The sequence below is a fragment of the Chromohalobacter sp. HP20-39 genome (assembly GCF_033052815.1).
GTDB lineage: Bacteria > Pseudomonadota > Gammaproteobacteria > Pseudomonadales > Halomonadaceae > Chromohalobacter.
Genome location: NZ_JAWHTP010000010.1, coordinates 22,052 through 45,103 on the forward strand (window position 1 = coordinate 22,052; position 23,052 = coordinate 45,103).

Consider the following 23,052-nt stretch of genomic DNA (forward strand, 5'->3'; position numbering starts at 1 on the left):
GGATTTTCGATGAACGATACGCGGCCACTGGCCATTCTCTTGATGGGTCCGACGGCGGCCGGCAAGACCGATTTGGCGATTGCCTTGCGCGAATGCCTGGGGGGCGAATTGATCAGCGTCGACTCGGCGATGATCTATCGCGACATGGACATCGGTACCGCGAAACCGTCGGCGGACGAATTGGCACGTGCGCCGCATCGTCTGATCGATATTCGCGATCCCGCCGAGACGTATTCCGCTGCCGAGTTTCGCGAGGACGCTTTAGCTGAGATGCGCGACATCTCGTCGCAGGGGCGTATACCCATACTCGTGGGTGGCACCATGATGTATATCAAGCGTTTGATCGATGGTGTGGCGGAGCTGCCTGCCCGCGATCCTGCGCTGCGCGAAGAACTGGCCCAGCGAGCCCGACACGAGGGGCTCGGTGCGTTGCATGAAGAGCTCTCGCAGATTGACCCGGTCGCCGCGAGGACCATTCACCCGCACAACCGGCAGCGCCTGATGCGGGCGCTGGAAGTGTACCGCCTCACTGGCCGGGCGCTGGGTGAGCTCTGGGCGGAACAGCCGCGTGAAACCTTTCCCTGGCGTCTCGTGTCCATAGCGCTGGCGCCCACTGATCGCCGAGTGCTGCACGCGCGTATCGCGCAGCGCTTCGAGAGCATGCTAGCGGGAGGCTTTCGCGAGGAAGTCGCCGCTCTCCGGGCGCGCGGAGACTTGCATCCCGGACTCCCCGCGATTCGCTGTGTCGGCTATCGTCAAATGTGGGAACATCTAAACGGTGAGACCGACGAGGCCACGATGCGTGAGCGGGGCATGGCGGCGACGCGGCAACTCGCCAAGCGGCAGTTGACCTGGCTGCGCAATTGGCAAGGTGTGCAGTGGATCGATAGCGAGACGACCGATATGCGCGAGCAGGTATTGAAAATCGTGCGCGGAAGCGGCACTTAGCGTAAGATGACCGGTCACGACAACGCTTGGCGAGCGGTACCGCGAACGGCGGTGGCGGCGCGAATGGCGGCTGTGACCCTTCGAAAACGACCATAAACCACAGCGAGAAGTTAGGGAGAGCAAAATGTCCAAAGGACAGTCCCTTCAAGATCCGTACTTGAACATTCTGCGCAAGGAGCGCATTCCGGTTTCCATCTTTCTGGTGAACGGTATTAAATTGCAGGGGCAGATCGAGTCCTTCGATCAATTCGTCATCCTGCTGCGCAATACTGTCAGCCAGATGGTGTACAAGCACGCCATTTCCACGGTCGTGCCGTCCCGCAACGTGCGTCTTCCCGTCCAGGACCCGAATGCCCCGGCGGAAGAAGACGTTTGATCGAGAGGCGCTGATTGTTTTTCGAACGTCCCGACGCCGGTGAAACGGCGGTTCTCGTCCATGTGGATTTCCACGACGAACAGGAGCGCGAAGATCCGGGAGAATTCCTGGAACTGGTGCGCTCCTCGGGTGTGACGCCGGCGACCCTCATCGAGGGGAGTCGGCGTCGTCCCGATCCCAAGACATTCATCGGTAGCGGTAAGCTTGAGGAAATTCGCGAGGTACGCGAACTCCACGGCGCCGATATCGTCATTTTCAATCATGCCTTGTCGCCTTCGCAGGAGCGAAATCTAGAGCGCGCCCTGAAGAGCCGTGTGCTGGATCGCACGGGCCTGATTCTGGATATCTTTGCGCAACGCGCACGCACGCACGAGGGTAAGCTTCAGGTCGAGTTGGCGCAGTTGGAATACATGTCGACGCGCTTGGTGCGTGGCTGGACCCACCTAGAACGTCAGAAGGGCGGGATCGGCTTGCGTGGCCCGGGGGAAACGCAGCTTGAAACCGACCGCCGCTTGTTGGGCGGGCGTATCAAGGCGATTCACAAACGGCTGGAGAAGGTCCGCACACAGCGCGATCAGAATCGCCGTGCGCGATCACGAGCCGAGATTCCCAGTGTCTCTTTGGTCGGTTATACCAATGCTGGCAAGTCGACGCTGTTCAATGCCTTGACCCACGCAGAGGTGTACGCCGCCGACCAGTTGTTCGCCACGCTCGATCCAACGCTGCGGCGTATCGACGTGGAGGATGTCGGACCGGTGGTGATGGCCGATACCGTAGGGTTCATCCGCCATCTGCCACACAAACTGGTAGAGGCGTTTCGCGCCACCTTGCAAGAAGCGACCGAGGCCTCGTTGCTGGTGCATGTCATCGATGCGGTGGACCCGGATCGTGATTTCAACATGGCGCAGGTCGATGCAGTCCTCGAGGAAATCGGTGCTGCCGAGGTGCCACAGTTGTTGGTCATGAACAAGATCGACATGCTGGACAGTGCGCCACGTCTTGAACGTGACGAGCACGGGCGCCCGCAGGTCGTGTGGCTATCGGCGCGGGATGCATGTGGTTTCGAACTGCTGCATCAAGCACTCGGTGAGTTGTTGGCCGAGGACTTGCTCGAGGCCAATTTGACGCTGGAACCCGATCAGGGAAGGTTGAGGGCGTCGCTGCACGCGTTGAATGCGGTGCAGCAAGAACAGTTTGACGAGCAGGGCCGAATCCTGCTGGATATTCGTCTGCCTAGACGCGATTTCTTTCAGTTGATGGCCCGTCTCGGTGAGAAGGCAGCACATTATTTGCCGCCGGGAGCCCTCGATCGCCCGGAATGGGAACGCCACTGACAATGCCCGTCACGGGCGTCCCTGGCGAGATGCATCGCAATCAATGCAGTGGAGAAGACGTATGGCTTGGAACGAGCCTGGTGGTGGAAATCAGCAGGACCCGTGGAGCGGTGGCGGTGGTCGCCGTGGCAGCGGTGGTGGCGGGGGCAATGGTGGCAATAACCAGGGCCCGCCGGACCTCGACGAAGCGCTGAAGAAGTTCAAGGACAAGCTCAATCGCATGATGGGCCAACGCGGCAAGCGTGGCGGCGATGATAACGGTGGCTCATCGGGCGGCAAGGGGAATCCCTTTATACTGCCGGGCGTGCTGGTCATCATTGCGTTGCTCATCTGGGCCGGCTCAGGGTTTTACGTGGTTGATCAGTCCGAGCGCGGTGTGGTGCTACGTTTCGGCAAGTACCATGAAACGGTCGAGCCAGGTTTGCACTGGAACCCGACCTTCATCGACCAGGTCGCGATGGTCAATGTCACGGAGGTGCGTTCTTTCACCCAGACATCTTCGATGTTGACCAGCGATACCAATATCGTGACGGTGCGCTTATCGGTGCAATACCAGGTGTCGAATCCGCGTAACTACGTGCTCAATGTGCGTGATCCGGAGGCGAGCCTGCGCAATGCACTCGATGCCATCTTGCGGCATGTGGTGGGTGCAAGTGGCATGCAGAACGTACTGACGAGTACGAATGAAGTCGATGAGGTCAAAGAGATCGATAAAGCTGGTGATGTACCGGATATACCGGCGGATGTGACTGATCCCGGCGAGTTGCCGATCATCACCATGACGCCACCGGTACCCGATTCCCTGCTGAGTGGCCGTGAAGAGCTGGGGCCGGAGGTCGCCAAGCGTTTGCAGGAGACGTTGACCTCTTATGGGCTGGGGCTAGAGTTGCAGGCCGTCAACCTTGAAACGACCCAGGCGCCGGAGGCAGTGCAGGATGCCGTGGACGATGTGATTCGCTCACGGGAAGATCGCCAGCGTCTGATCAATGAGGCGCGTGCTTACGCGAATGCCTTGCAGCCGCGCACCGAAGGCGAGGCACAGCGGATCGTTGAAGAAGCGACGGGGTACAAGCAGTCTGTCGTCGCGGAGGCGCAGGGTGAGACCAGTCGCTTCCTTGCGGTGCTGGAGGAGTATCAGCAGGCACCGGAGGTGACGCGTCAGCGTCTCTATTTGGATACCATCAGCGAAGTGTTGGGCAAGAATCGCAAGGCGCTGATCGACATGGGCGAGCAAAACAATTCCATGATCTATCTACCGCTTGACCAGCTTCGCAAGTCGGGTTCTACACAGGGTGCCGATAAGACTGACAAGTTGCATCTGGACGCGCTGGGTTCGGTGTCCGAACAGGTGCAGAACGAACCCTTGTCAGGCAGCGACAGCAATACAAGTGAACGCCAGTCGGGCGGCATCACGCGGGAGGGCCGTTGATCATGGTTAACAATCGTGCCTTGGGAATTGTGGCGGTACTCGCCGTGGGAGCCTGGCTGACAAGTGCCAGTCTGTATGTGGTCACCGAAACCCAGCGTGCCATCAAGCTGCGCTTCGGTGAGGTCGTCGAGACCAATATCCAGCCGGGCTTGCACTTCAAGTGGCCGGTGCTCAATAGCGTGCGGTTTTTCGATGCGCGTGTGCAGACACTGGAAAGCGAGGAGAGCCGTTTCCTGACGGCACGCCGCAATGCGTTGATCGTCGACTCCTATGTCAAATGGCAGGTCGTCAATCCCAGCCTGTTCTATCAGGCGACGCGGGGTAGCCTGGAGCGCGCCGAGAGCATTATCGAACCGCGTGTCGAGGAAAGTCTGCGCAATGCGTTCGGTAGCCGTGAAGTGAGTAATATCATCAGCGAGGATCGCAATGAGATGTTACGCGCGCCGCAAAAACGACTGAATGAACAACTCCGGGAAGAGCTCGGTGTGTCGATACTGGATATTCGCCTGAAGCGTGTGGAATTGCCACAAGAGGTGCGGCAGGCGGTTTTCGAGCGGATGCGGACCGAGCGTTACGCCGAAGCACGTCAGTATCGTGCCCAAGGCAAGGAACAAGCCGAGCGTATTCGCGCACGTGCAGATCGAGAGCGTCAGGTGAAGTTGGCAGAGGCCCGTGAAAAGGCAGAAACGCTGCGTGGCCAAGGTGATGCCAAAGCCGCCCAGATTTATGCTAATGCCTATCAGCAGAATGAAAGTTTCTTCAACTTCTATCGCTCGCTCGAAGCCTATCGCAATAGTTTCGATCAGGGTGACGACATGCTAGTGCTGAGTCCGGATAGCGAGTTCTTCCGCTATTTCCGGTCAGCGGATGGGCGTGATGACAGCATCGATGACCCAGGAGCTGTCGCGGCGGGCAGCACTCAGTAAGTAGCGCCTGGCCTCCGGGGTACACCCGGAGGCCAAACGTGATAGACTCTTGACACCGGGCGCCGCCCGGTTTTTTTGTGGCCTGTACGCGAATATCGATGCCCTTGTGGCGGCGATTCGTGATGGGCCGGTGCGACTCCGGCATGACGTGACTGCGTCGTCTCGTCCTCCGCCGACGATGCCACTACGCCACACATTTCTGGCAGGACCGAAAAATGACCATCGCTGACCGCTGGCTGCTTCCCGACGGCATGGATGAAGTGCTTCCGCCTCAGGCGACGCGCATGGAGCATCTGCGCCGTGCATTGCTCGACCTCTATGATCGCTGGGGGTATGACCTGGTGATTCCTCCGACGGTCGAATTTCTCGACTCGTTGTTGACCGGCACGGGAACCGATCTCGATCTGCAGACGTTCAAGCTGACCGACCAGCTTTCCGGGCGGATGATGGGTGCCAGTGCAGATGTGACGCCGCAGGTGGCGCGCATGGATGCGCATTCGTTGAAGCGCAGCGGGCCGGCACGGCTTTGTTACTGCACCACTGTGTTGCGTGCCAAGGCCGACAAGCATCAGGGCGGGCGCAGTCCGATCCAGGTTGGGGTGGAACTGTTTGGCCACGCGGGTCTGGATGCGGATATCGAGGTGTTGCGATTGGTGCTGACAGGGCTGGAAGTTGCCGGAGCGGGCGAAATGCACCTGGCGCTCAGCCATATTGGCATCTATCGTGCCTTGGTCCACGCGGCGGCATTGAATGCGGAAAGCGAGCATGCGCTATTCGAGGCGATCGAGCGCAAGGCTTTCAACGACGTCGATGCTTTGGTGGCGCGGGATGTTCACGACCCTGCACTAGTCGATATGCTGCAGACCTTGCCGCGCCTTTACGGTGGACAAGATGTGCTCGACCAGGCTCGTGACACCTTTGCGGGTGCGCCGCCTGCGGTTGCGGCGGCGCTGGATGAGTTGCAGGCGTTGTGCCGTGCCGTTACGACCAACCATCTCAGAGCCGAGGTCTATATCGACTTGGCCGAGTTGCGTGGATATCAATACCATACGGGTATGGTGTTCGCGGCTTATGTTCCCGGCTATGGTCAGGCCCTGGCCAAGGGGGGGCGCTACGACGATACCGGCCGCGCCTTCGGTCGGGCGAGGCCGGCGACCGGGTTTTCCATGGATCTCAAGCTGCTGGCCTCGCTCATCGAGAGCGGCCCGCGTGGCGATGCCATTTGGGCGCCGGCCGGTGATGGTGCCACGCTCACCCAGACTATTGCGCATCTGCGTGCCTCTGGTGAGCGGGTCATCCAGGCGTTGCCTGGTCAGCGTGTAGGGCCTCGCGAACAGCGTTGCGATCGGCAGCTAGTGGAAACCAATGGCGAATGGCGGGTCGAACCGCTCGCGTAAATCGGCGGATTCTTTGATAAGAGACGAGAGCAATGGGCAAGAACGTAGTCGTGTTGGGCACCCAGTGGGGTGACGAAGGCAAGGGCAAGGTCGTCGATCTGCTGACCGAATCGGCCGATGCGGTGGTACGTTTCCAAGGCGGACACAATGCCGGTCATACGCTGGTGATTGACGGCGAAAAAACCGTCCTGCACCTGATTCCGTCCGGTATTCTGCGGGATGACAAGACCTGCGTGATCGGCAACGGTGTGGTGCTGTCGCCGGAGGCGCTGATCAAGGAAATCCACGAGTTGGAAGCCAAAGGCGTTCCGGTGCGTGAGCGCCTTCGTCTGTCGCCAGCCTGCCCGCTGATCCTGTCCTACCACGTGCGCTTGGATCAGGCTCGTGAGAAGGCGCGCGGCGTGGCCAAGATCGGCACCACCGGTCGCGGTATCGGCCCGGCCTATGAAGACAAGGTCGCTCGCCGCGGGCTGCGCCTGGGTGATCTGCAGCACCGTGAGCGTTTCGCCTCCAAGCTCGGCGAGGTGCTGGATTATCATAACTTCGTGCTGACCAAGTATCATGGCGAAGAGCCGGTCAATTTCCAGGAAGTACTCGACGAGGCCATGCAGATGGGCGAGGACCTGCGCCCGATGGTGTGCGACACCGTGAGTTTGGTCCATGACTTCCGCAAGGCTGGCGAGAACATTCTCTTCGAGGGTGCTCAGGGCTCATTGCTTGATATAGACCACGGGACCTATCCGTATGTGACCAGCTCCAACACCACGGCGGGCGGCACGGCGACGGGCTCGGGCGTGGGGCCGCTATATCTTGATTACGTGCTGGGGATCACCAAAGCTTATACGACACGTGTCGGCTCCGGCCCGTTCCCCACTGAGCTCTTCGACGATCACGGTCGCCACCTGGCCGAGAAAGGCCACGAGTTCGGCGCTACGACTGGCCGCGCGCGCCGCTGTGGCTGGTTCGATGCCGTGGCCCTGCGCCATGCGGTACAGATTAACTCGGTCTCTGGTCTGTGCCTGACCAAGCTCGATGTGCTCGACGGCCTGGAAAACATTCGGGTCTGCGTGGGCTATCGCAGCAAGGATGGCGCCACTATCGATAACCCCGTCGATTCCGAAGGCTATGCAGTCATCGAGCCGCTTTATCAGGACTTGCCTGGCTGGAGTGAGTCGACGCTGGGGATCAAGCGCATCGAAGACCTGCCCAATAACGCACGGGCCTATATCAGTTTCCTCGAAGAGCAGACAGGGGTGCCGATCGACATTATTTCGACGGGGCCTGATCGCAACGAGACCATCGTGCTACGCAACCCGTTCTCGGACTAGACACGGAGCATGTGGCCGCTTCTATCTGAGTGACGCCCGACCGGTCCTGCCGCTCGGGCGTTTTCATGTCGGTGCTGCGGTTTGCCAGGGTGACGCTTTGGCTCACCCGGCAATTAAAAGGTCCGCGCTAGTGATGATAGCGCGGACCTTTTGCGTCTTGATGGCGGCCAGGCCTCTAGCCGGCGAATGCGGCATAGATGGCGATGACGCACAACACCAGCACCATACCCACTGGCCAAGCACCTTTCCAAGGTGTCAGGTCAACGGCCTCGGCATCCTGGTGGACCCACTTGGTTTCGCGTGGGTAGAGCTTGCCGATGATCAACATGATGGCGATCAGCAACACGAAGACGCCTGCCACGAAGTGATACTGGCTGGTGATGTCGAGGATCTTGTTGAAGGGCGGCACGAAGTAACCGGCCGCGATCAACAAGCAGCCTGCGACCAAGCCGACCTTGGCGGCAATGGCGGGCACGCGTTTGGTGAGTAGGCCGACCAGCACTACGGCCAAGATGGGGATGAAGTAAATCGCGTTCATCGTCTGTAAGTAGCTGAACAAGCTTTCCTGACCCGCGAGCAATGGTGCGATGATCATGGCGGCGACGGCCATGATCCAACCGAAGATCTTGCCCGATTTGACTACCTGTTCGTCTGTTGCATCTTTCTTGATCACGCCTTTGTAGATGCCCAGGCTGAACAGCGTCGTGGTGCTGTTGAGCGCCGAGTTGAATGACGACAGGATGGCCCCGACCATCACCGCGGCGAAGAAGCCGGTCAGATAAGGTGGCAGGATATCAAACACCAGATGCCCGTAGGCTTTATCAGCCTGGATACCCTGGTCGGCATACATGTGGTACGCGATGATACCTGGCAGCACGAGGTACAGTGGGCCGAGGAGCTTGAAGAAGCCGGTCAGCAGAACGCCCTTCTGGCCTTCGGCGAGCGTTTTGGCGGCGAAGGTACGCTGAATGATCTGCTGGTTGGTGGTCCAGTAGAACAGGTTGATCAGGAAGACGCCGGTGAACAGCGTGGCGAATGGCACGGCCTGATCTTCACGTCCCATAGAATTGAACATCTCGGGATGCTGGTTATTGAGGATATTCCAACCGGCGATGACACCTTCGCCATCACTGACGGCATTGAGAGCGAAGAATACGATCAAGAAACCGCCGATGAGCAGTCCCACGCCGTTGAGTGTATCGGACACCGCGACCGTACGTAGCCCCCCGAAGAGCGCATAGACGGAGCCGATCAGGCCCACGATCCACACGGTCGCCCACAGCAGGAAACTGTTCGACTCGATGCCGGTCAGCCCTTGTAGATCGAGCATGCCTTGTAAGCCGATGGCCCCGGAATAGAGCACGATGGGCAACAGAATGACCGCGTATGCGATCAGGAAGATGATGTTGCAGATCAATTGGGTGCCGCGGTCGAAGCGGATTTCCAGCAGCTGTGGCACGGTCGCGATACCACTACGTAGGAATCTCGGCAGGAAGAACAGCGCCAGTAGTACCAACGCGATGACTGCAACGACCTCCCAGGCCATGACACTTAGCCCATCGGTAAAGGCTGCGCCATTGAGTCCCACCATTTGCTCGGTGGACAGGTTGGTCATCAGTAACGAGCCGGCGATCAGCGGAAAGGTCAGGCTACGGCCAGCCAGGAAATAACCGCGAGTACTCTGCAGGTCGTCTCGGCGCGTGATCAGCCAGGTAATCAACGCGACGAGCCCCGTGAAGAAAAGAAACGAGATCAACGTCAGGGCATGCATGGAATAGGCATCCTTGAATTCTCATGGATCATGGCCGTGGCGATTGAGGACCGACGACATGCGCCCAGCATATCGTTGGTCTTCAAGCGCTCGGCCGCGTCGATAGACACTATCGTAGGGCGAATTTTAATCGGCGAATAGTAAACTACCATTCTCCATTTGTCTGACATTGATGACGAAATGTCTGTGTGACTCGATTCATAAGCCGTTTTGATGCCTATGACAGACGTTGTCCAAGGAGACGAATATTGCGTCTCGCCAGCGGTACAGCGTGTACCAGCCACGTTCCAGGAGGGGGCGTAGGCGGCCACAGCGTTCGGTGAACGCATCGCGCACTGCCTGGTCACCATTGAACTCGTAACGCTCGGGCAGGCCTAGACGATAGAGGTTTTGATATCCCCACCAGAAGCCGTTATCGAGATAGCTTCTCATCAATGTCGCGAGGACCGGAAAGGCGCGTACGGCATTGGCGCTACTGTTGCTGAGCGGGAGCGTGCCGACGATGACGAGGGGACCGTGTGCATCGAGTTGTCGCAGGTCGTCTACCAACTGGCGTGACACGCTTTCCTCGAACGCTTTCTGACTGCTCTGGGCATTGCCGAAGGCATAGGTGATCACGATGGCCCCTCCTAATATGACAATGAGTAGTGACGTGCCCAGTCGCTGCCATCCAAGTCGCGTGCATGTGGTGATCGCGCAAAATAGCGCGCCGGCACATAAGGCGCCAAATCCGATGAAGGTGCGTGGGCGCCAGAGCGGATCTTCTAACGCCGCCATGATGCCGAGTGCACCAAGTGGGAGTAGCAGTACGATGACCAACATGAGCAAGAGCCGCCAGGGCCATGCAAGGGGGCGCGTGGCCTGTGCAGGGCGGAGAGTGCCTAGAATCAGGCCGAGCAGTGCGATTACGGCTATGGTCGATAGCCCCCACCATGGCGCGCCATCGAGTGTCCTGGCTGCATAACGCCAGAAGGTCAGCGTGTTCTCGAGGATATGAAGGGGTAATGCTGACGGCGCTACCATCTGACTATGCGAGAGGCTATAGCCACCATCGAGCCACCAGCCCGAGACCCACTTGTATCCTAGGAGTGTGATGGTACCGGCAATCAGTAAACCGACGTGGTGTCGCCATTGCAATCGGCCATGGGTGGCCAGACTGAGCAGGATATGAAACGCGAGCAACACGAAGTAAACGCTTACCGCCGCCTGGTAGAAGCACAGGCTGGCGAATAAGCCGATGACTGACAGCATGACGCCCTTTCCCGATGACGATCTCACGCCGGCGGCGAGCGCCAGCCCGGCGCAACTGACAGCTAGCGCCATGGGCAAGGCATCGAACTGATAGGAAAGGTTCTGCAGGAAGAAGGGCTGTAGCACCAGCAGCGCCATCGCAAGCCATGCGTGGCCATCGTTGAATTCTTCAAAAGCGTGACGTAACGCAATGAGTGTCGTCGCAATGGCGGCCAAACCCAGCCATAAAGGGAGAGGGGCGAGGTCGACGACGCGTGTGCCTAGATTGAGCGTGAGCATGACAGCGTCGGCAAGAGGTCGCGCGTTCGAGGTCCAGCCAGGGTCGCCGTGCATACTGCGCCAGATATCGTCGAGATAGAGACGATCGGCGGCCACGATCGGGTAAGTAGCGAGTACAAGACCTATGAAAACCCCTAACCATCGCCAGACATCGGGAGCAGGCGTGCGAGAGGCAGGCGGAATTGGTGATATCGACATCAGGCACCCTTCATCGGAGAGAGGAACGCAATGTGACGACAATGCTGCCGGTGGGCTCCCTTCATGCCCTTCGTGATGCTAAGCTCTTGTATCGGGAGCATGGAGGGCTTCTCGTCTCGTCAATCTGCGTCTCCTCTGAAACTTTTATCTTCGTTGGGTGTACTGCATACACTAGCGTGTCCAACTGAAGAATGTGACGTAAAGGGGTGGCTTGCCCCTGAAAAGCCGCAAGGGAGTAGTAATGTGAGTGTACCGAATCGACATTTCCTGACGACAAGTGTTTCGTGCCGCTTTCGTTGGCCTTTGGTGGGCATGCTGAGCATATGGATGATCCTTGTAGCGCAGACGTGTTTCGCTTTCGGGTTTGAAGATGTGGCGAAGAAGGCGGAAAAGCTAGCAGGTCAAGGTTACCAGGCGCCCGAAGCGAGCCTGCCGGAATCTCTGCGTACGCTGGAATATGCCGATTATGCCCAGATTCAGACCAAGGACGAGAGCATGTTATGGCAGGGGGAGAACCTGCCTTTCAAGCTGGCCTTTTTCCATGAGGGGATGCATTTCGACAGTGCCGTGACACTGCATACCGTCGTCAACGGTGAGGTCCAGGATCTTTCCTTCGACCCCAATGACTTCGATTACGGCAATCTCGATATTCCCAAGGAAGACTTGAAAGGCTTGGGCTTTTCGGGCTTCAAGGTTCTCAATGCCATCAACAGTGAGAATCAGATGGATGAGGTCATGGCGTTCCAAGGCGCGAGTTACTTTCGTGCCCTGGGTCGTCACCAAGTCTATGGTAGTTCGGGACGTGCGTTGGCGATCGATACCGCGCTGCCAAGTGGCGAGGAATTCCCATCCTTTCGTGAGTTCTGGATCGTCAAGCCGAAGCCCGACAGCCAGTATCTGACCATTTTCGCATTGCTCGATTCGCCGAGCTTAACCGGGGCCTACCGTTATGTCCTGCGCCCGGGGGAGGACACCGTCGTCGATGTGACATCGCGTCTTTTCATGCGCAATGCCGTGGAGAAGCTGGGGGTGGCGCCATTGACCAGCATGTATCTGTATGGGCCTGCGCAGCCGACGGAGACACTCAACTATCGGCCGGCGATCCATGATTCCAACGGCTTGCTGGTGCATGATGGTGGTGATGGAACCGACGCGAATAAAGGCGGATGGATATGGCGTCCGCTTGCCAATCCCAAGAACCTGATGATCGAGGAGCAGGAGGTTGCCTCCCTCAAAGGGTTTGGATTGCTGCAGCGCAGTCACAATTTCCACGATTATGAGGATCTGGTGGATCGCTATGATCGCCGGCCCAGTGTCTGGATCGAACCTCAAGGCGACTGGGGCAAGGGAACGGTTGAGTTGATCCAGATTCCGACGCCCGATGAAACCAACGACAACATCGTGGCGATGTGGAAACCGACGGGCACGCCGAAGGCCGGTGATAGTCTCCAATTCAATTATCGCATGTATTGGACGACACACGAGGCCAAGTTCTACGCTCCCAACTTGTCATGGGTCGACCAGACGCGTCGCTCGCGAGGTGAGGTTCGTAAGGACAATCTGGTGCGTGAGCCCGATGGTTCCCTGGCGTTCGTGATCGATGTCAAAGGGCCGGGGCTGGAAGCACTGGAAGACGGTGCCAACGTGGCGGTCGATGCGACTGTTGGCGATAAGGGCGAGCTTGTCGCAAGCCGTGCGGTGCCCAACAAGGCTGCAGGTGGATGGCGTATTTTCCTGCGCGTCAAGCGTGGCAATGCGAGTCAACCGACGGATATACGCGTCTTCCTGAAGGATGGCGAGAAGCGACTTTCTGAAACCTGGCATTATCGGCTTCCCGCCAATGGTTGATTCAACGACCCCAGCGGCTAGTGACTATCTCGAACGCTTGGCTCAGGAAACGGATACCCGTCGTGCGCGCCGCGAATTACTCGGCAGCCGCCTCGACGAGCAGGGCATGGAAGCCTTGCACGCCACCCTCGGCGGGCGCGAGGTTGCGAAGGAAGATCCTGCCTCGACCTCGGTAGGTGCGCGCCTGACGCTGGCGTACAGCGCCCGCCCCTTGGCGCCGCCGAGTGTGCTGACGACCGACGCACAAGGCATCACGCGGCTTTGCACCGTACCGCCGCTGAAGCGCACACCCTTGTCGCCGGAGCCTTGGGCGACCAATCCGTTCGTGCGTTATGCTCAGCGTACGCGCAAGTGGATAGACCGTGGTTTTCGCAGGCGACAGAAGGTCGAGTCGGATGCCTCGCCGACGCCACGTTGGCAGAAGGTGGGCATGCTGCGGCGCAAGATCCTGCTGATCCTGGTGATAGGGCAAAGCCTGGTAGCGGCCAACTACATGCGTTCGGTGCTGCCCTATCAAGGCAAACAAGCGCTTGAAGTGGCTATCCTGGCGTTGTTCGTCTTGCTGTTTTGCTGGGTCTCGGCTGGATTCTGGACAGCCCTCATGGGATTTTTCCAGCTTCTGCGTGGACGCGACCGCTACGCGATCGATGCGCGTGACGTGCAGGAGGATGCGCCGATCGACGAGACGGCACGCACAGCCTTGGTCGTGCCTATCTGCAACGAAGATGTCGCGCGTGTTTTCGCTGGCGTGCGCGCCACGCTCGAGTCGTTGCGTGATAGCGGCCAGGAACGTCACTTCGACCTGTTCATTCTGAGCGACACCTTTGACCCCGAGCTGGCGATCGCGGAGACGCACGCCTGGTTGTCCCTGTGTCGTGAGTTGGATGCCTTCGACCGTGTCTTCTACCGGCGCCGTCAGCGCCGCATGAAGCGCAAGAGCGGTAATATCGACGACTTCTGTCGTCGCTGGGGCGCTAATTATCGCTACATGGTGGTGCTGGATGCCGACAGTGTCATGAGCGGTGCTTGTCTGACGCGCCTAGTGCGGTTGATGGAAGCCCATCCCAAGGCGGGGATCATTCAGTCGGCGCCACGCGCCTCTGGCCGCCTGAACCTCTATGCGCGCATGCAGCAGTTCGCCACGCGCGTCTATGGTCCGCTATTCACGGCAGGGCTGCACTTCTGGCAGTTGGGCGAGTCGCATTACTGGGGGCATAACGCGATCATTCGTCTGGCCCCCTTCATGCGTCACTGCATGCTGGCGCCGCTGCCGGGTAAAGGCTCGCTTTCCGGGGAAATCCTGTCCCACGATTTCGTCGAAGCGGCGTTGATGCGTCGGGCGGAGTGGGGCGTATGGATCGCCTACAACCTGGATGGCAGTTACGAAGAGATGCCCCCCAATCTTCTCGATGAGCTCAACCGTGATCGCCGTTGGTGCCACGGCAACCTGATGAACTTTCGGCTGTTTCTGGCCAAGGGCATTCATCCCGTGCATCGCGCGGTCTTTCTCACCGGGGTGATGTCCTACATATCAGCGCCGTTGTGGTGCCTGTTTTTGATCTTGTCGACGGCCTTGTTGGCGGTGCACACGCTGAGTACGCCGCAGTACTTCCCCGAGCCGGGCATGATGTTTCCCGTCTGGCCACAGTGGAACCCGGCCATGGCGGTGGGGCTGTTCTCGGCGACGGCCACGCTCTTATTCTTGCCCAAGGTGCTCAGCGTGATTCTGGTCATCGCGCAAGGATCCAAGGAATTTGGCGGGAGCCTGCGGTTATTCGCGAGCATGGTTTTGGAGTCGCTGTTTTCCATGCTGATGGCGCCGGTGCGAATGCTCTTTCATACACGTTTCGTGTTGACGGCGCTTCTGGGGCGCGCCATACAGTGGCGTTCTCCGTCGCGTGATAACAGCGATACGCCGTGGGGCGATGCCGTGCGTCACCATGGCGTGCAGACGCTCATCGGGGCGGTGTGGGCCGTAGGCGTGTATTACATGGAACCGACTTTTCTCTGGTGGCTGGCGCCCATCGTCGGTGCCTTGATGGTGTCGATTCCCGTCTCGGTGCTTTCCAGTCGTGTATCGCTGGGGCGCTGGTGTCAGCATGCGCGCTTGTTTCGTATTCCCGAAGAGACGCATCCGCCGCGTGTGCTGCGGCGCATGGTGCGTCATCTAAAACGTATGCGTGCCCAGCAAGCGGCGGCGCCGAGCTTTGTTCAGGTGGTCGTCGATCCGGTAGCCAATGCGCTAGGGTGTGCGCTGGCTACAAGCCGACATGGCGTCTCGATGCTTCTGAGGCGGCGTCGTGAAGAACGGGTCAGGGCGATTGTCGCCGAGAACCCCAGCAAGGTGAAGCCTGCGACCCAACTGAACTTCCTCGACGACCCCGTGCTGCTGTCGATGTTGCATCACAAGGTCTGGACATCGCCCGATGCACATCCGGACTGGCGCGAACTGGGTACGCCGACGCCTGTCTCATGGAGGGTGCCAGGATGAGGCGATAAGGTACGCAGTCATCACTGTTGGCCTAGCTGCTATGCTGGAGACGGTGTCCGTGAGCGGCCTGACGCATAGCATCGTATTCAAGGAAAGAAGGAGATAAAGGCATGAGCATCATTTTGTGGTTGATTATCGGAGGCCTGGCCGGCTGGATTGCAGGCAAGATCATGCGCGGTGGCGGCTTCGGTATTCTTGGCAACATTGGCGTCGGCATCGTGGGCGCTGTGATTGGCGGCTTCCTCTTTAGTCTACTGGGGCTTACGCAGACCAATATCATCGGCTCGTTGATCATGGCCGTGATTGGTGCGGTGGTGCTGTTGTGGATCGTGGCCAAGGTTAGAAAGTCGTAGCGCACCTTGGTGGCTACCGTGCCTCGGGACGCCGTTACGTGCGGGCCCCGTTGAATGTGAAAAACGAATGATGTATTGCCCCGGCCCCATCGATAGGCCGGGGCTTTTCATGGATACCGTGCCGTCGGCACCGCTGCGAGACGCGCGCTTATGGACAAGACATCACAGGCAAGCCAGAAGGAGCGCTTCATCGGCCTGGAGTGGCTGCGCTTCGTGCTTGGGCTTTATATCGTCATCTTTCACACCCTGCATACCTATCCATCGATCAGGGCCTGGTCGCACTATGTGACGGATATCGGTTTCTTTTCGACCAGTACGTTTTTTGTACTTTCGGGATTCTTGCTGACGCATGTCTATCTAGACAATCAGCGCAAGCTGCGTGAGCCGGCACGCAGTTTCTGGATCAAGCGTTTTTCGAATCTGTACCCGATTCATATCGGGGCTTTGTTGCTGGCGATTAGTATCTCCATGTTGGTAGGTTACCTTGCCATTACTCCCCAAGACGCTGGGATGTCACCCCGTTTCGTCATTTACGACGTCAATAACGATCTGGGGCAGGCGACACCGGGAGCCCTGGAACATTTCATGGGTAATGGAGAGCTCGCGCTTAATCTAGTGCTCAATTTCAGTCTGTTGCATGCCTGGAATCCGTATTATCTGACTTTCAATCCACCGTCCTGGTCGATTTCGGCACTGATGGCTTTTTATCTGGTCTTCCCGTGGATGGCGCCGCGTCTGTTTCGTCTCCGCCGCGTGGGACGCGCCTTGGTCGTGACCAACCTGCTGTACTTGATCCCGCCCTTGGTAGTCATTGCGGTGACGGACTTCGGTATGCCTGAAACGGGAATCCTGCACCGCAACCCCTTGATCCGCTTGCCGGAATTCGTGGCGGGGATACTGTTGTGTGTGTGGTATACCCGTTATCGTGCGGCTGGTGGCTGGCTGAGTGTCAGGCAGCGTCTGCTGTTGGCAGCATTCGTGGCGAGCTGTGTCGTGGCGGCGGTCTGGTTGTTAGGCCAAGGGCACGCCTGGTATTACCTACTCCACAATGGCCTGTTGTTGCCCGCGCAGTTAGCGTTGATTTTGCTGGCCACGCAGTGGCGCACGCCCAATAGCCGTCGTGTTCGCCGTTTAGCGAGTCGACTGGGTGGGGCATCGCTGCCGATGTTTGCGCTACATGTTCCGCTGTTCGTGATCTTTACACGAATCGAACGCGTGCTTGCGGGAGAGCCTGGGCTGTGCACGAGCGAATTTCGGGCTTGCCTTGAAGCCGCCGGCGACAGCTCACTAATGTTTTACCCGTTGTTTCTCTTGTTGACGGTACTGTTCTGCGTGATGTTTCAGGAGCAGTTCGTGCTGCGGGTGCGCAATGCCATGCAGCGTCGGCTACTGCCAAGGGTGGGCTCGCCGCCGTCGCATACCGAGAAGGTGGCGCGCTGATGCTGTCGCTCGGCCAGAACTCCACCGCCTGAACGAAAAAGGGGCGCCATCGGCATGGCGCCCCTTCGTGTCATGAGTATGCGCCAGCCGTTTATGCGTGGCTCAGTTCCTTGAGGCAGACTTCGACGATGTCCAGGCCTTCCTGGAGGACGTCGTCCTCGATGGTGACCGGCATCAAGAAGCGTAGGGTGTTGCCGTAAAGTCCGCAGGACAGCAGGATCAGCCCTTTCTCGCGCGCCTTCTTGCACACCGCCCCGGTCAGTTCAGCATCGGGCGTGTGATTGGTCTTGTCGGCGACCACGTCGAAGGCGGCCATGGCCCCCAGGTGGCGGACATTGTCGACGCAGGCGAAGTCTTGCTGCCATTTTGCGAAGCGCTCACCCAGCTTGTCGCCCAGCGCCTGGCTCTTCTCGAGGATCTTTTCCTCCTCGAAGACTTCCAGTACTGCAAGGGTAGCGGCGCAGGAAACCGGACTGCCAGTGTAGGTACCACCCAGCGAGTTGCCACCAGAGGCGTCCATGACCTTGTCGGTGCCGACTACGGCGGAGATCGGCATGCCGTCGGCCATGCTCTTGGCCATGGTGATGATATCGGGCTCAACGCCGCTGTGCTCGATGGCGAACAGCTTGCCGGTGCGCCCGAAGCCGGATTGGACCTCGTCGACGATCATCAGCATGCCGTGCTCGTCGCAGATCTCGCGGACCGCCTTGAGGAAGCTGGGCGAGGCCGCGTAGAAGCCGCCTTCGCCGAGTACCGGCTCGAGCACGATGGCCGCAGTGTCGCGCGGGTTGGCATCGGTCTTGAGCGTCATCTTCAAGCCGTTTAGCGCGTCTTCCTCGCTGACCCCGTGATAGGGCACCGGGTAGGGCGCACGGAAGACGTTGCCCGGCATGCTGCCGAAGTCGGTGGCATAGGGCGCGACCTTGCCGTTCATGGCCATGGTCATGAAGGTCCGGCCATGGTAGCCGCCGGTGAAGCAGATGACGTTGTCGCGTCCTGTCGCCGCGCGAGCCACCTTGACGGCGTTTTCCAATGCTTCGGCCCCGGAATTGGCGAGCATTACCTTGCCGTGGCCGCGTACCGGGGTGAGCTGGCTGAGTTTCTCGGCGACCTTCACATAGCCTTCATAGGGCATCACCGTCTGGCAGGTGTGCATCACCTTGTCGAGCTGGTCCTTGACTGCCTGCACGACCTTAGGATGGCGATGGCCGACGTTGAGTACGCCGATGCCGCCGGCGAAGTCGATGATGCGATTGCCGTCAGCGTCCCAGATCAAAGCGTTCTCGGCACGCTCGGCAAACTGGGTCGCCGGGCTCGCGGCGCCGCTGGCGACGTAACGTGTCTTGAGTTCGTTGAGCTGTGCGTTGTTCATGCTTGCCTCCTTGTTAAAGTCCGCCCATGCAGACGTATTTTAGCTCGGTGTATTCCTCGAGGCCGTGGTGGGATCCTTCGCGCCCCAGCCCGGACTCCTTGATACCGCCGAAGGGTGCCAGCTCGGTCGACAAAAGCCCTTCGTTGATGGCGACCATGCCGTATTCGAGGCCCTCCATCACTTGCCATATACGTCGATAGTCGCGCGCATAGACATAGGCGGCAAGGCCGAATTCGGTGGCATTCGCCATGGCGATGGCCTGGGCCTCGTCGGTGAAGCGAAAGATCGGCGCTACAGGACCGAATGTCTCTTCGCGGGCGACATGCATGTCGTCGGTGACGTCGGCGAGCAGGGTCGGCTGAAAGAAGGTGCCACCCAATGCGTGCGGTTCGCCGCCACACACCAAGCGTGCGCCCTTGGAGCGTGCATCGGCAATGTGTGCCTGCACCTTGTCGATGGCCGCGGCGTTGATCAAGGGGCCTTGGGTCACGTCGTCATCGAGACCGTTACCGACCTTGAGTTGTGCGATGCGCTCGGCGAACTTGGCAATGAAGGCGTCGTAGATGCCGTCTTGTACCAGAAAGCGGTTGGTGCACACGCAGGTCTGCCCGGAATTGCGGAACTTGGAGGCGATGGCGCCCTCCACAGCGGCATCCAGATCGGCGTCGTCGAAGACTACGAAGGGCGCATTGCCGCCCAGTTCCAGAGACGCTTTCTTGACGGTCTCCGCGCACTGCGCCAGCAAGCGCTTGCCGACCGGTGTCGAGCCGGTGAACGAAACCTTGCGTACTCGCGGGTCGGTGGTCAGCACGTGACCGATCTCGGCGGGCTTCTCGGCGGTAAGCACGTTGATGACGCCTGCGGGGAGGCCGGCGTCATCGGCGAGCTTGGCCAATGCAAGGGCGGTCAGCGGTGTGGCTTCTGCGGGCTTGATCACTACTGGGCAGCCGGCTGCCAGGGCTGGAGCGCATTTGCGGGTGATCATCGCCAGCGGGAAGTTCCAGGGCGTAATGGCGGCAACCACGCCGATTGGCTCGCGCATGATGAGAATACGCTTGTCGGCGCCGTGGCCTGGCAAGGTCTCGCCAGCGATGCGTTTGGCTTCCTCGGCGTAGTATTCGATGAAGCTTGCCCCGTAGGCGACCTCGCCCCGCGATTCGGCGAGCGGCTTGCCTTGTTCCAGGGTCATGAGCTGGGCCAGTGCCTCGCGATGGGCCATGACTCGCTCAAACCAGGCGCGCAACAAGGATGCACGCTCCTTGGCGGGGCGTCGGCGCCATTGCGGCCACGCGGTCTCGGCGGCGGCGATGGCCTCGCGTGCCTCGTCGGCGCCCAGGTCGGGGACCTGTGCCAGGCATTCGCCCGTGGCGGGGTCGGTGACCGCGAAACGACGCTCGCTATCGCGCCATTTACCGCCGATATAAGCGCGGTCGATCAAGATATCGGGTGTTGGCTGACTCATGGAGGCCTCCGAGTGAAGCGTGATTGCTCGCCTATTATTTGACGGTGTGTGCATTATTTAAAACACTTGGCCAGGGTGGCGTCCAGCGATTTTTCATATCTCGCCCGGGCAGGTTATCGTGCCTTGCGTCTCGGCGACACCAGCCTCTTTCCGGTACACTATGGCGCCGTTGTGTGAATGCCGAGTCATGAGTGAGGTGCGTCTTGATCGATCCTCTTAACGCCTGGTGGGCACAGCAATTGGTGCTGTGCGGCTGGGCGTTTGATCCCGAACCGTTGAGTGTGCCGTCCGAGGCGGCGCAGGCACGCCTAGCGTTGTTAGACGTGCGCGAACGGGGAGAACTCGGCTGGCGCCTGGCTGAAGCGTGCATGCCAGGGCAGGGCGAGGCCTTGCGCCAGCTACAGGCACTTGAATTGCTGGCATTGTCGGGTGCCGCTGGCTGGCTGGACGCTCCTCGGGCCCATGCCTGGGCGGAGTGGGTCGCCGCCGACATCCAGATGCATCATGCCTCGTTGGATGCATGGCTAACGGCGCTGCGTCACGAGCGAGGACAAATCGACTGGACCCACGATGATGACGGCTTTCTCGAGGCCTGCGAGGCATTGTCGCAACTCGAACGCGAAGCGGCCGGCGTCACCTGGGAAGTGCTTGCCGAGTGGCTGTCCGATAGGCCCCGCCAGCTACCGTGGCCGATTGATCAGAACAGTGGCGTATGGCGTCTGCGTGCGATCTTCGCCCCCGTGCTGACCACGACATGCGATGCCCGCTTGGACTGGCCGGAGGTGGAGCGCTGGTTGGCCGATGTCTGGCGCATTGACGGGCGCGATGAATTGATTCGCATGCTGCTGTGGCTGGGGGGGCAAGGGCATCGTTATACATGGGATCTCGATGCTGCGCGCCTGACTACTCAGAGCGAGGGCGCGCGACGTCAGTGGTGGGAGTCGCTCGGCGAGGCGCGTGACTATGGCCAGATGATACTGACGTTTCTCGACAGCGGAGAGCCCCTTGAATGGGCGGCGTGGGATTGGCTGCGGTTGGCGGATCTCGCCTATGCGGGCTGGAATGCGGGCTGGCTCGACGCGCAGGAAGCCGAGGCATTTGCTGCACACGCGAGTGATTTGTTGATGCGCCGTTATCACGACTGGACGGCCGTTGCCAGGGCGTACCAGCGTGGGCGTAGCCTTTTCGAGGGAACTGATCGGCGTGCGGATTTCGCGCGTGACTGGGATGTCTTGCTACGTTCGCGGTCGAGTCCCTGGCAGATAACGCTCGAGGCGCTGCTGGACGACGCCCAACGCGAGGCCTCGCGGCAGGTGGTACGCGGCTGGCGTGCACCGGCGTGGCACTGGGTCCTGGCATTATCGGCAGTGCGCGAGCCCGATCTTCTGTATCGCCAGGGCCCCGACCGCGTCCCCGAGGCCCAGCAGCGTGCCGATGCGCGTCGTTATCTGCGTGACACGCTGGGACTCGACCCCGCCATGGGGACGGCGAGCCTGGCCAGCTTGTGGCTGCCCGCACAAGCGCATCATCTCAATCAGCTGGCCGCTGATGCCGCACACGGTGCATTGCCCGAGGCGAAAACGCCCTTCGGACGCGCGGTACCGGATGCCGTGCGGTTCCGTAATGGGCTCAGGCACTGCGCGCATCATGCAGCCACGATCTTCATGGCGGAGAAGTACGCCTTCTATCTGATGATGTGCGCTGACAGCGGTGATTACGACCGACGTGAGCTCGAGACGCTGGCTGAATCACTGCGCGGCGTGCTGAGCCGCTTTTATAGTGGCCCCAAAGCGTTGATCGAGGCCTGGGCGGCATGGGAGGCGGCGCTCCCCGACGGGGAGGAGCCCTCGTTGGTGGCGGACATTCGTTGGCACCGAGATGATCCGGGAAGCCCTCTGCATTGGCTTGACTGGCGTCACGTAACTTGGCGTGAACCCGGTGAACGTTTGTCGTTGCCACGCTTCACGGCCTTGGCGTTGGTGGGGCCGCTCAATGCGCCGGTCTGGGGCGCGCCGCGTCCCGAGGCGGATCATGAGCGTGACGAGCTTCGCGAATGGCTCGACAGCCATTACGGGTTGCTGTCGGCGGAGGCGCTCGAGGAGTTTGTGGATTTCCTGCTCGAGGCAGGCGACCGTCAGGAATATCAGATCAACTATGCACCGTATACGCTCAACTCCGCGCGTTTGCGGGAAGAAATCGCGATCATTGAATCCGGTGAGTGCAGCGAGGACGAGCGCAATCATCTGCTGCGCCTGCGGCGTGTCGAACATAACGCTTCAGGATGCAACGAATACGACATGGCCGCCTGGGATGTGGCCCAGGCCGTCGATCTAGCGATCGCCGGGCGACAGATGGATTGGCTGTCGGCGGAAGCGTTCGACAACTTGGTGGAGCGTGCCGCCGACTTGGCTCAGGCGCATTACGCGAGTTGGTACGATTACGCGCGCGGGCTCTTTGCGGGATTTTCCTTTTTTATGGGCGAGACCGACGAGCGTGAAGCATTCCTGGAGGGGTTCGGCGAGGCACTGACCGCTTGGTTGACGGCGGCACCGCCACTGGCCGGCAGCTGGGCGAGTCTCGATTTTCCCGGTGCGCCCGCGCGACATTGGGCCCCACTGCATATCGATACCCTGCCAGGCGACGCGCGGACATTGCATTGAATGGTGTGGGCAATGGATGACTCATGGCGTATCCGCTTGCTTAGAGCGCTCGTCAAAAGATGAGAGATTCTCTATCATCGTGTCGGTACGGCTGCTCTGTGTTGGGCACATGGCGTACTAATCAGTCGAGAATAGGCCGCTCTGGCGGTGGCACCTGCGATATGCGCCACCACCACAGCGACCCCTCGC

General features: G+C 59.8%; 16 protein-coding genes. 12 read left to right on the top strand and 4 right to left on the bottom strand.

The window, feature by feature from the left end; translation table 11 throughout:
* Window positions 1-9 precede the first annotated feature (9 nt).
* The 7 genes from miaA (at window position 10) to RVY79_RS15185 (ending at window position 7,738) form a co-directional block, all read left to right on the top strand.
* Window positions 10-948, top strand: coding sequence for a tRNA (adenosine(37)-N6)-dimethylallyltransferase MiaA (miaA, locus tag RVY79_RS15155; RefSeq protein WP_317465238.1), 939 nt, complete (start codon window positions 10-12; stop codon window positions 946-948).
* A 124-nt stretch (window positions 949-1,072) separates the two neighbouring features.
* Window positions 1,073-1,324 carry an RNA chaperone Hfq gene (gene hfq / locus RVY79_RS15160; protein ID WP_133693445.1) on the top strand — a complete coding sequence of 84 codons (252 nt, stop codon included), beginning with the start codon at window positions 1,073-1,075 and terminating at the stop codon, window positions 1,322-1,324.
* A 14-nt stretch (window positions 1,325-1,338) separates the two neighbouring features.
* Window positions 1,339-2,658, top strand: coding sequence for a ribosome rescue GTPase HflX (gene hflX, locus RVY79_RS15165; RefSeq protein WP_317465240.1), 1,320 nt, complete (start codon window positions 1,339-1,341; stop codon window positions 2,656-2,658).
* 61 nt (window positions 2,659-2,719) lie between these two features.
* Window positions 2,720-4,087 carry an FtsH protease activity modulator HflK gene (gene hflK / locus RVY79_RS15170; protein ID WP_317465241.1) on the top strand — a complete coding sequence of 456 codons (1,368 nt, stop codon included), beginning with the start codon at window positions 2,720-2,722 and terminating at the stop codon, window positions 4,085-4,087.
* A 2-nt stretch (window positions 4,088-4,089) separates the two neighbouring features.
* Entirely contained in the window at window positions 4,090-5,013 is a 924-nt protein-coding gene (gene hflC, locus RVY79_RS15175; RefSeq protein WP_317465242.1) for a protease modulator HflC, read from the top strand.
* 215 nt (window positions 5,014-5,228) lie between these two features.
* Window positions 5,229-6,410, top strand: a complete 1,182-nt coding sequence (locus tag RVY79_RS15180) for an ATP phosphoribosyltransferase regulatory subunit (protein WP_317465243.1) — start codon at window positions 5,229-5,231, stop codon at window positions 6,408-6,410.
* Between the two features lie 32 nt (window positions 6,411-6,442).
* Entirely contained in the window at window positions 6,443-7,738 is a 1,296-nt protein-coding gene (locus tag RVY79_RS15185; RefSeq protein WP_317465244.1) for an adenylosuccinate synthase, read from the top strand.
* 175 nt (window positions 7,739-7,913) lie between these two features.
* On the opposite strand, the gene RVY79_RS15190 is transcribed toward RVY79_RS15185, so the two are convergent.
* Window positions 7,914-9,509: a solute:sodium symporter family transporter gene (locus RVY79_RS15190; RefSeq protein ID WP_317465246.1), complete on the bottom strand. Its 1,596-nt coding sequence runs from the start codon at window positions 9,507-9,509 to the stop codon at window positions 7,914-7,916.
* 198 nt (window positions 9,510-9,707) lie between these two features.
* A complete protein-coding gene (locus RVY79_RS15195; protein WP_317465248.1) occupies window positions 9,708-11,237 on the bottom strand; it encodes a glucosyltransferase domain-containing protein in 1,530 nt (509 codons plus the stop codon).
* 243 nt (window positions 11,238-11,480) lie between these two features.
* On the opposite strand from RVY79_RS15195, the gene RVY79_RS15200 reads away from it, so the two are divergent.
* The 4 genes from RVY79_RS15200 (at window position 11,481) to RVY79_RS15215 (ending at window position 17,369) form a co-directional block, all read left to right on the top strand.
* Complete coding sequence (locus RVY79_RS15200; protein ID WP_317465249.1) at window positions 11,481-13,085, top strand: glucan biosynthesis protein G; 1,605 nt, start codon at window positions 11,481-11,483, stop codon at window positions 13,083-13,085.
* Complete coding sequence (gene mdoH / locus RVY79_RS15205; RefSeq protein ID WP_317465250.1) at window positions 13,078-15,576, top strand: glucans biosynthesis glucosyltransferase MdoH; 2,499 nt, start codon at window positions 13,078-13,080, stop codon at window positions 15,574-15,576. The genes RVY79_RS15200 and mdoH overlap by 8 nt, the downstream gene beginning before the upstream one ends.
* A gap of 110 nt (window positions 15,577-15,686) precedes the next feature.
* Window positions 15,687-15,929, top strand: a complete 243-nt coding sequence (locus RVY79_RS15210; RefSeq protein WP_317465251.1) for a GlsB/YeaQ/YmgE family stress response membrane protein — start codon at window positions 15,687-15,689, stop codon at window positions 15,927-15,929.
* A gap of 150 nt (window positions 15,930-16,079) precedes the next feature.
* Window positions 16,080-17,369: an acyltransferase gene (locus RVY79_RS15215; protein ID WP_317465252.1), complete on the top strand. Its 1,290-nt coding sequence runs from the start codon at window positions 16,080-16,082 to the stop codon at window positions 17,367-17,369.
* A gap of 91 nt (window positions 17,370-17,460) precedes the next feature.
* On the opposite strand, the gene gabT is transcribed toward RVY79_RS15215, so the two are convergent.
* Both gabT and RVY79_RS15225 read right to left on the bottom strand, forming a co-directional pair.
* On the bottom strand, window positions 17,461-18,741 hold the full coding sequence (gene gabT / locus RVY79_RS15220) for a 4-aminobutyrate--2-oxoglutarate transaminase (protein WP_317465253.1): 1,281 nt from the start codon (window positions 18,739-18,741) through the stop codon (window positions 17,461-17,463).
* 13 nt (window positions 18,742-18,754) lie between these two features.
* Window positions 18,755-20,203: an NAD-dependent succinate-semialdehyde dehydrogenase gene (locus RVY79_RS15225; RefSeq protein ID WP_317465255.1), complete on the bottom strand. Its 1,449-nt coding sequence runs from the start codon at window positions 20,201-20,203 to the stop codon at window positions 18,755-18,757.
* A 203-nt stretch (window positions 20,204-20,406) separates the two neighbouring features.
* Here RVY79_RS15225 and RVY79_RS15230 point away from each other — a divergent pair, with 203 nt between their 5' ends.
* Window positions 20,407-22,863, top strand: coding sequence for a YbeU/YbeR family protein (locus RVY79_RS15230; protein WP_317465256.1), 2,457 nt, complete (start codon window positions 20,407-20,409; stop codon window positions 22,861-22,863).
* The last annotated feature ends 189 nt before the right edge of the window (window positions 22,864-23,052 follow it).

What these genes read in the sequence shown, in the direction of transcription:
- miaA (WP_317465238.1), top strand. Translation starts at nt 10, where the DNA reads ATGAACGATACGCGGCCACTGGCCATTCTCTTGATGGGTCCGACGGCG.
- hfq (WP_133693445.1), top strand. Translation starts at nt 1,073, where the DNA reads ATGTCCAAAGGACAGTCCCTTCAAGATCCGTACTTGAACATTCTGCGC.
- hflK (WP_317465241.1), top strand. Translation starts at nt 2,720, where the DNA reads ATGGCTTGGAACGAGCCTGGTGGTGGAAATCAGCAGGACCCGTGGAGC.
- hflC (WP_317465242.1), top strand. Translation starts at nt 4,090, where the DNA reads ATGGTTAACAATCGTGCCTTGGGAATTGTGGCGGTACTCGCCGTGGGA.
- RVY79_RS15180 (WP_317465243.1), top strand. Translation starts at nt 5,229, where the DNA reads ATGACCATCGCTGACCGCTGGCTGCTTCCCGACGGCATGGATGAAGTG.
- RVY79_RS15185 (WP_317465244.1), top strand. Translation starts at nt 6,443, where the DNA reads ATGGGCAAGAACGTAGTCGTGTTGGGCACCCAGTGGGGTGACGAAGGC.
- RVY79_RS15190 (WP_317465246.1), bottom strand. Translation starts at nt 9,509, where the DNA reads ATGCATGCCCTGACGTTGATCTCGTTTCTTTTCTTCACGGGGCTCGTC.
- RVY79_RS15195 (WP_317465248.1), bottom strand. Translation starts at nt 11,237, where the DNA reads ATGTCGATATCACCAATTCCGCCTGCCTCTCGCACGCCTGCTCCCGAT.
- mdoH (WP_317465250.1), top strand. Translation starts at nt 13,078, where the DNA reads ATGGTTGATTCAACGACCCCAGCGGCTAGTGACTATCTCGAACGCTTG.
- RVY79_RS15210 (WP_317465251.1), top strand. Translation starts at nt 15,687, where the DNA reads ATGAGCATCATTTTGTGGTTGATTATCGGAGGCCTGGCCGGCTGGATT.
- RVY79_RS15215 (WP_317465252.1), top strand. Translation starts at nt 16,080, where the DNA reads ATGGACAAGACATCACAGGCAAGCCAGAAGGAGCGCTTCATCGGCCTG.
- gabT (WP_317465253.1), bottom strand. Translation starts at nt 18,741, where the DNA reads ATGAACAACGCACAGCTCAACGAACTCAAGACACGTTACGTCGCCAGC.
- RVY79_RS15225 (WP_317465255.1), bottom strand. Translation starts at nt 20,203, where the DNA reads ATGAGTCAGCCAACACCCGATATCTTGATCGACCGCGCTTATATCGGC.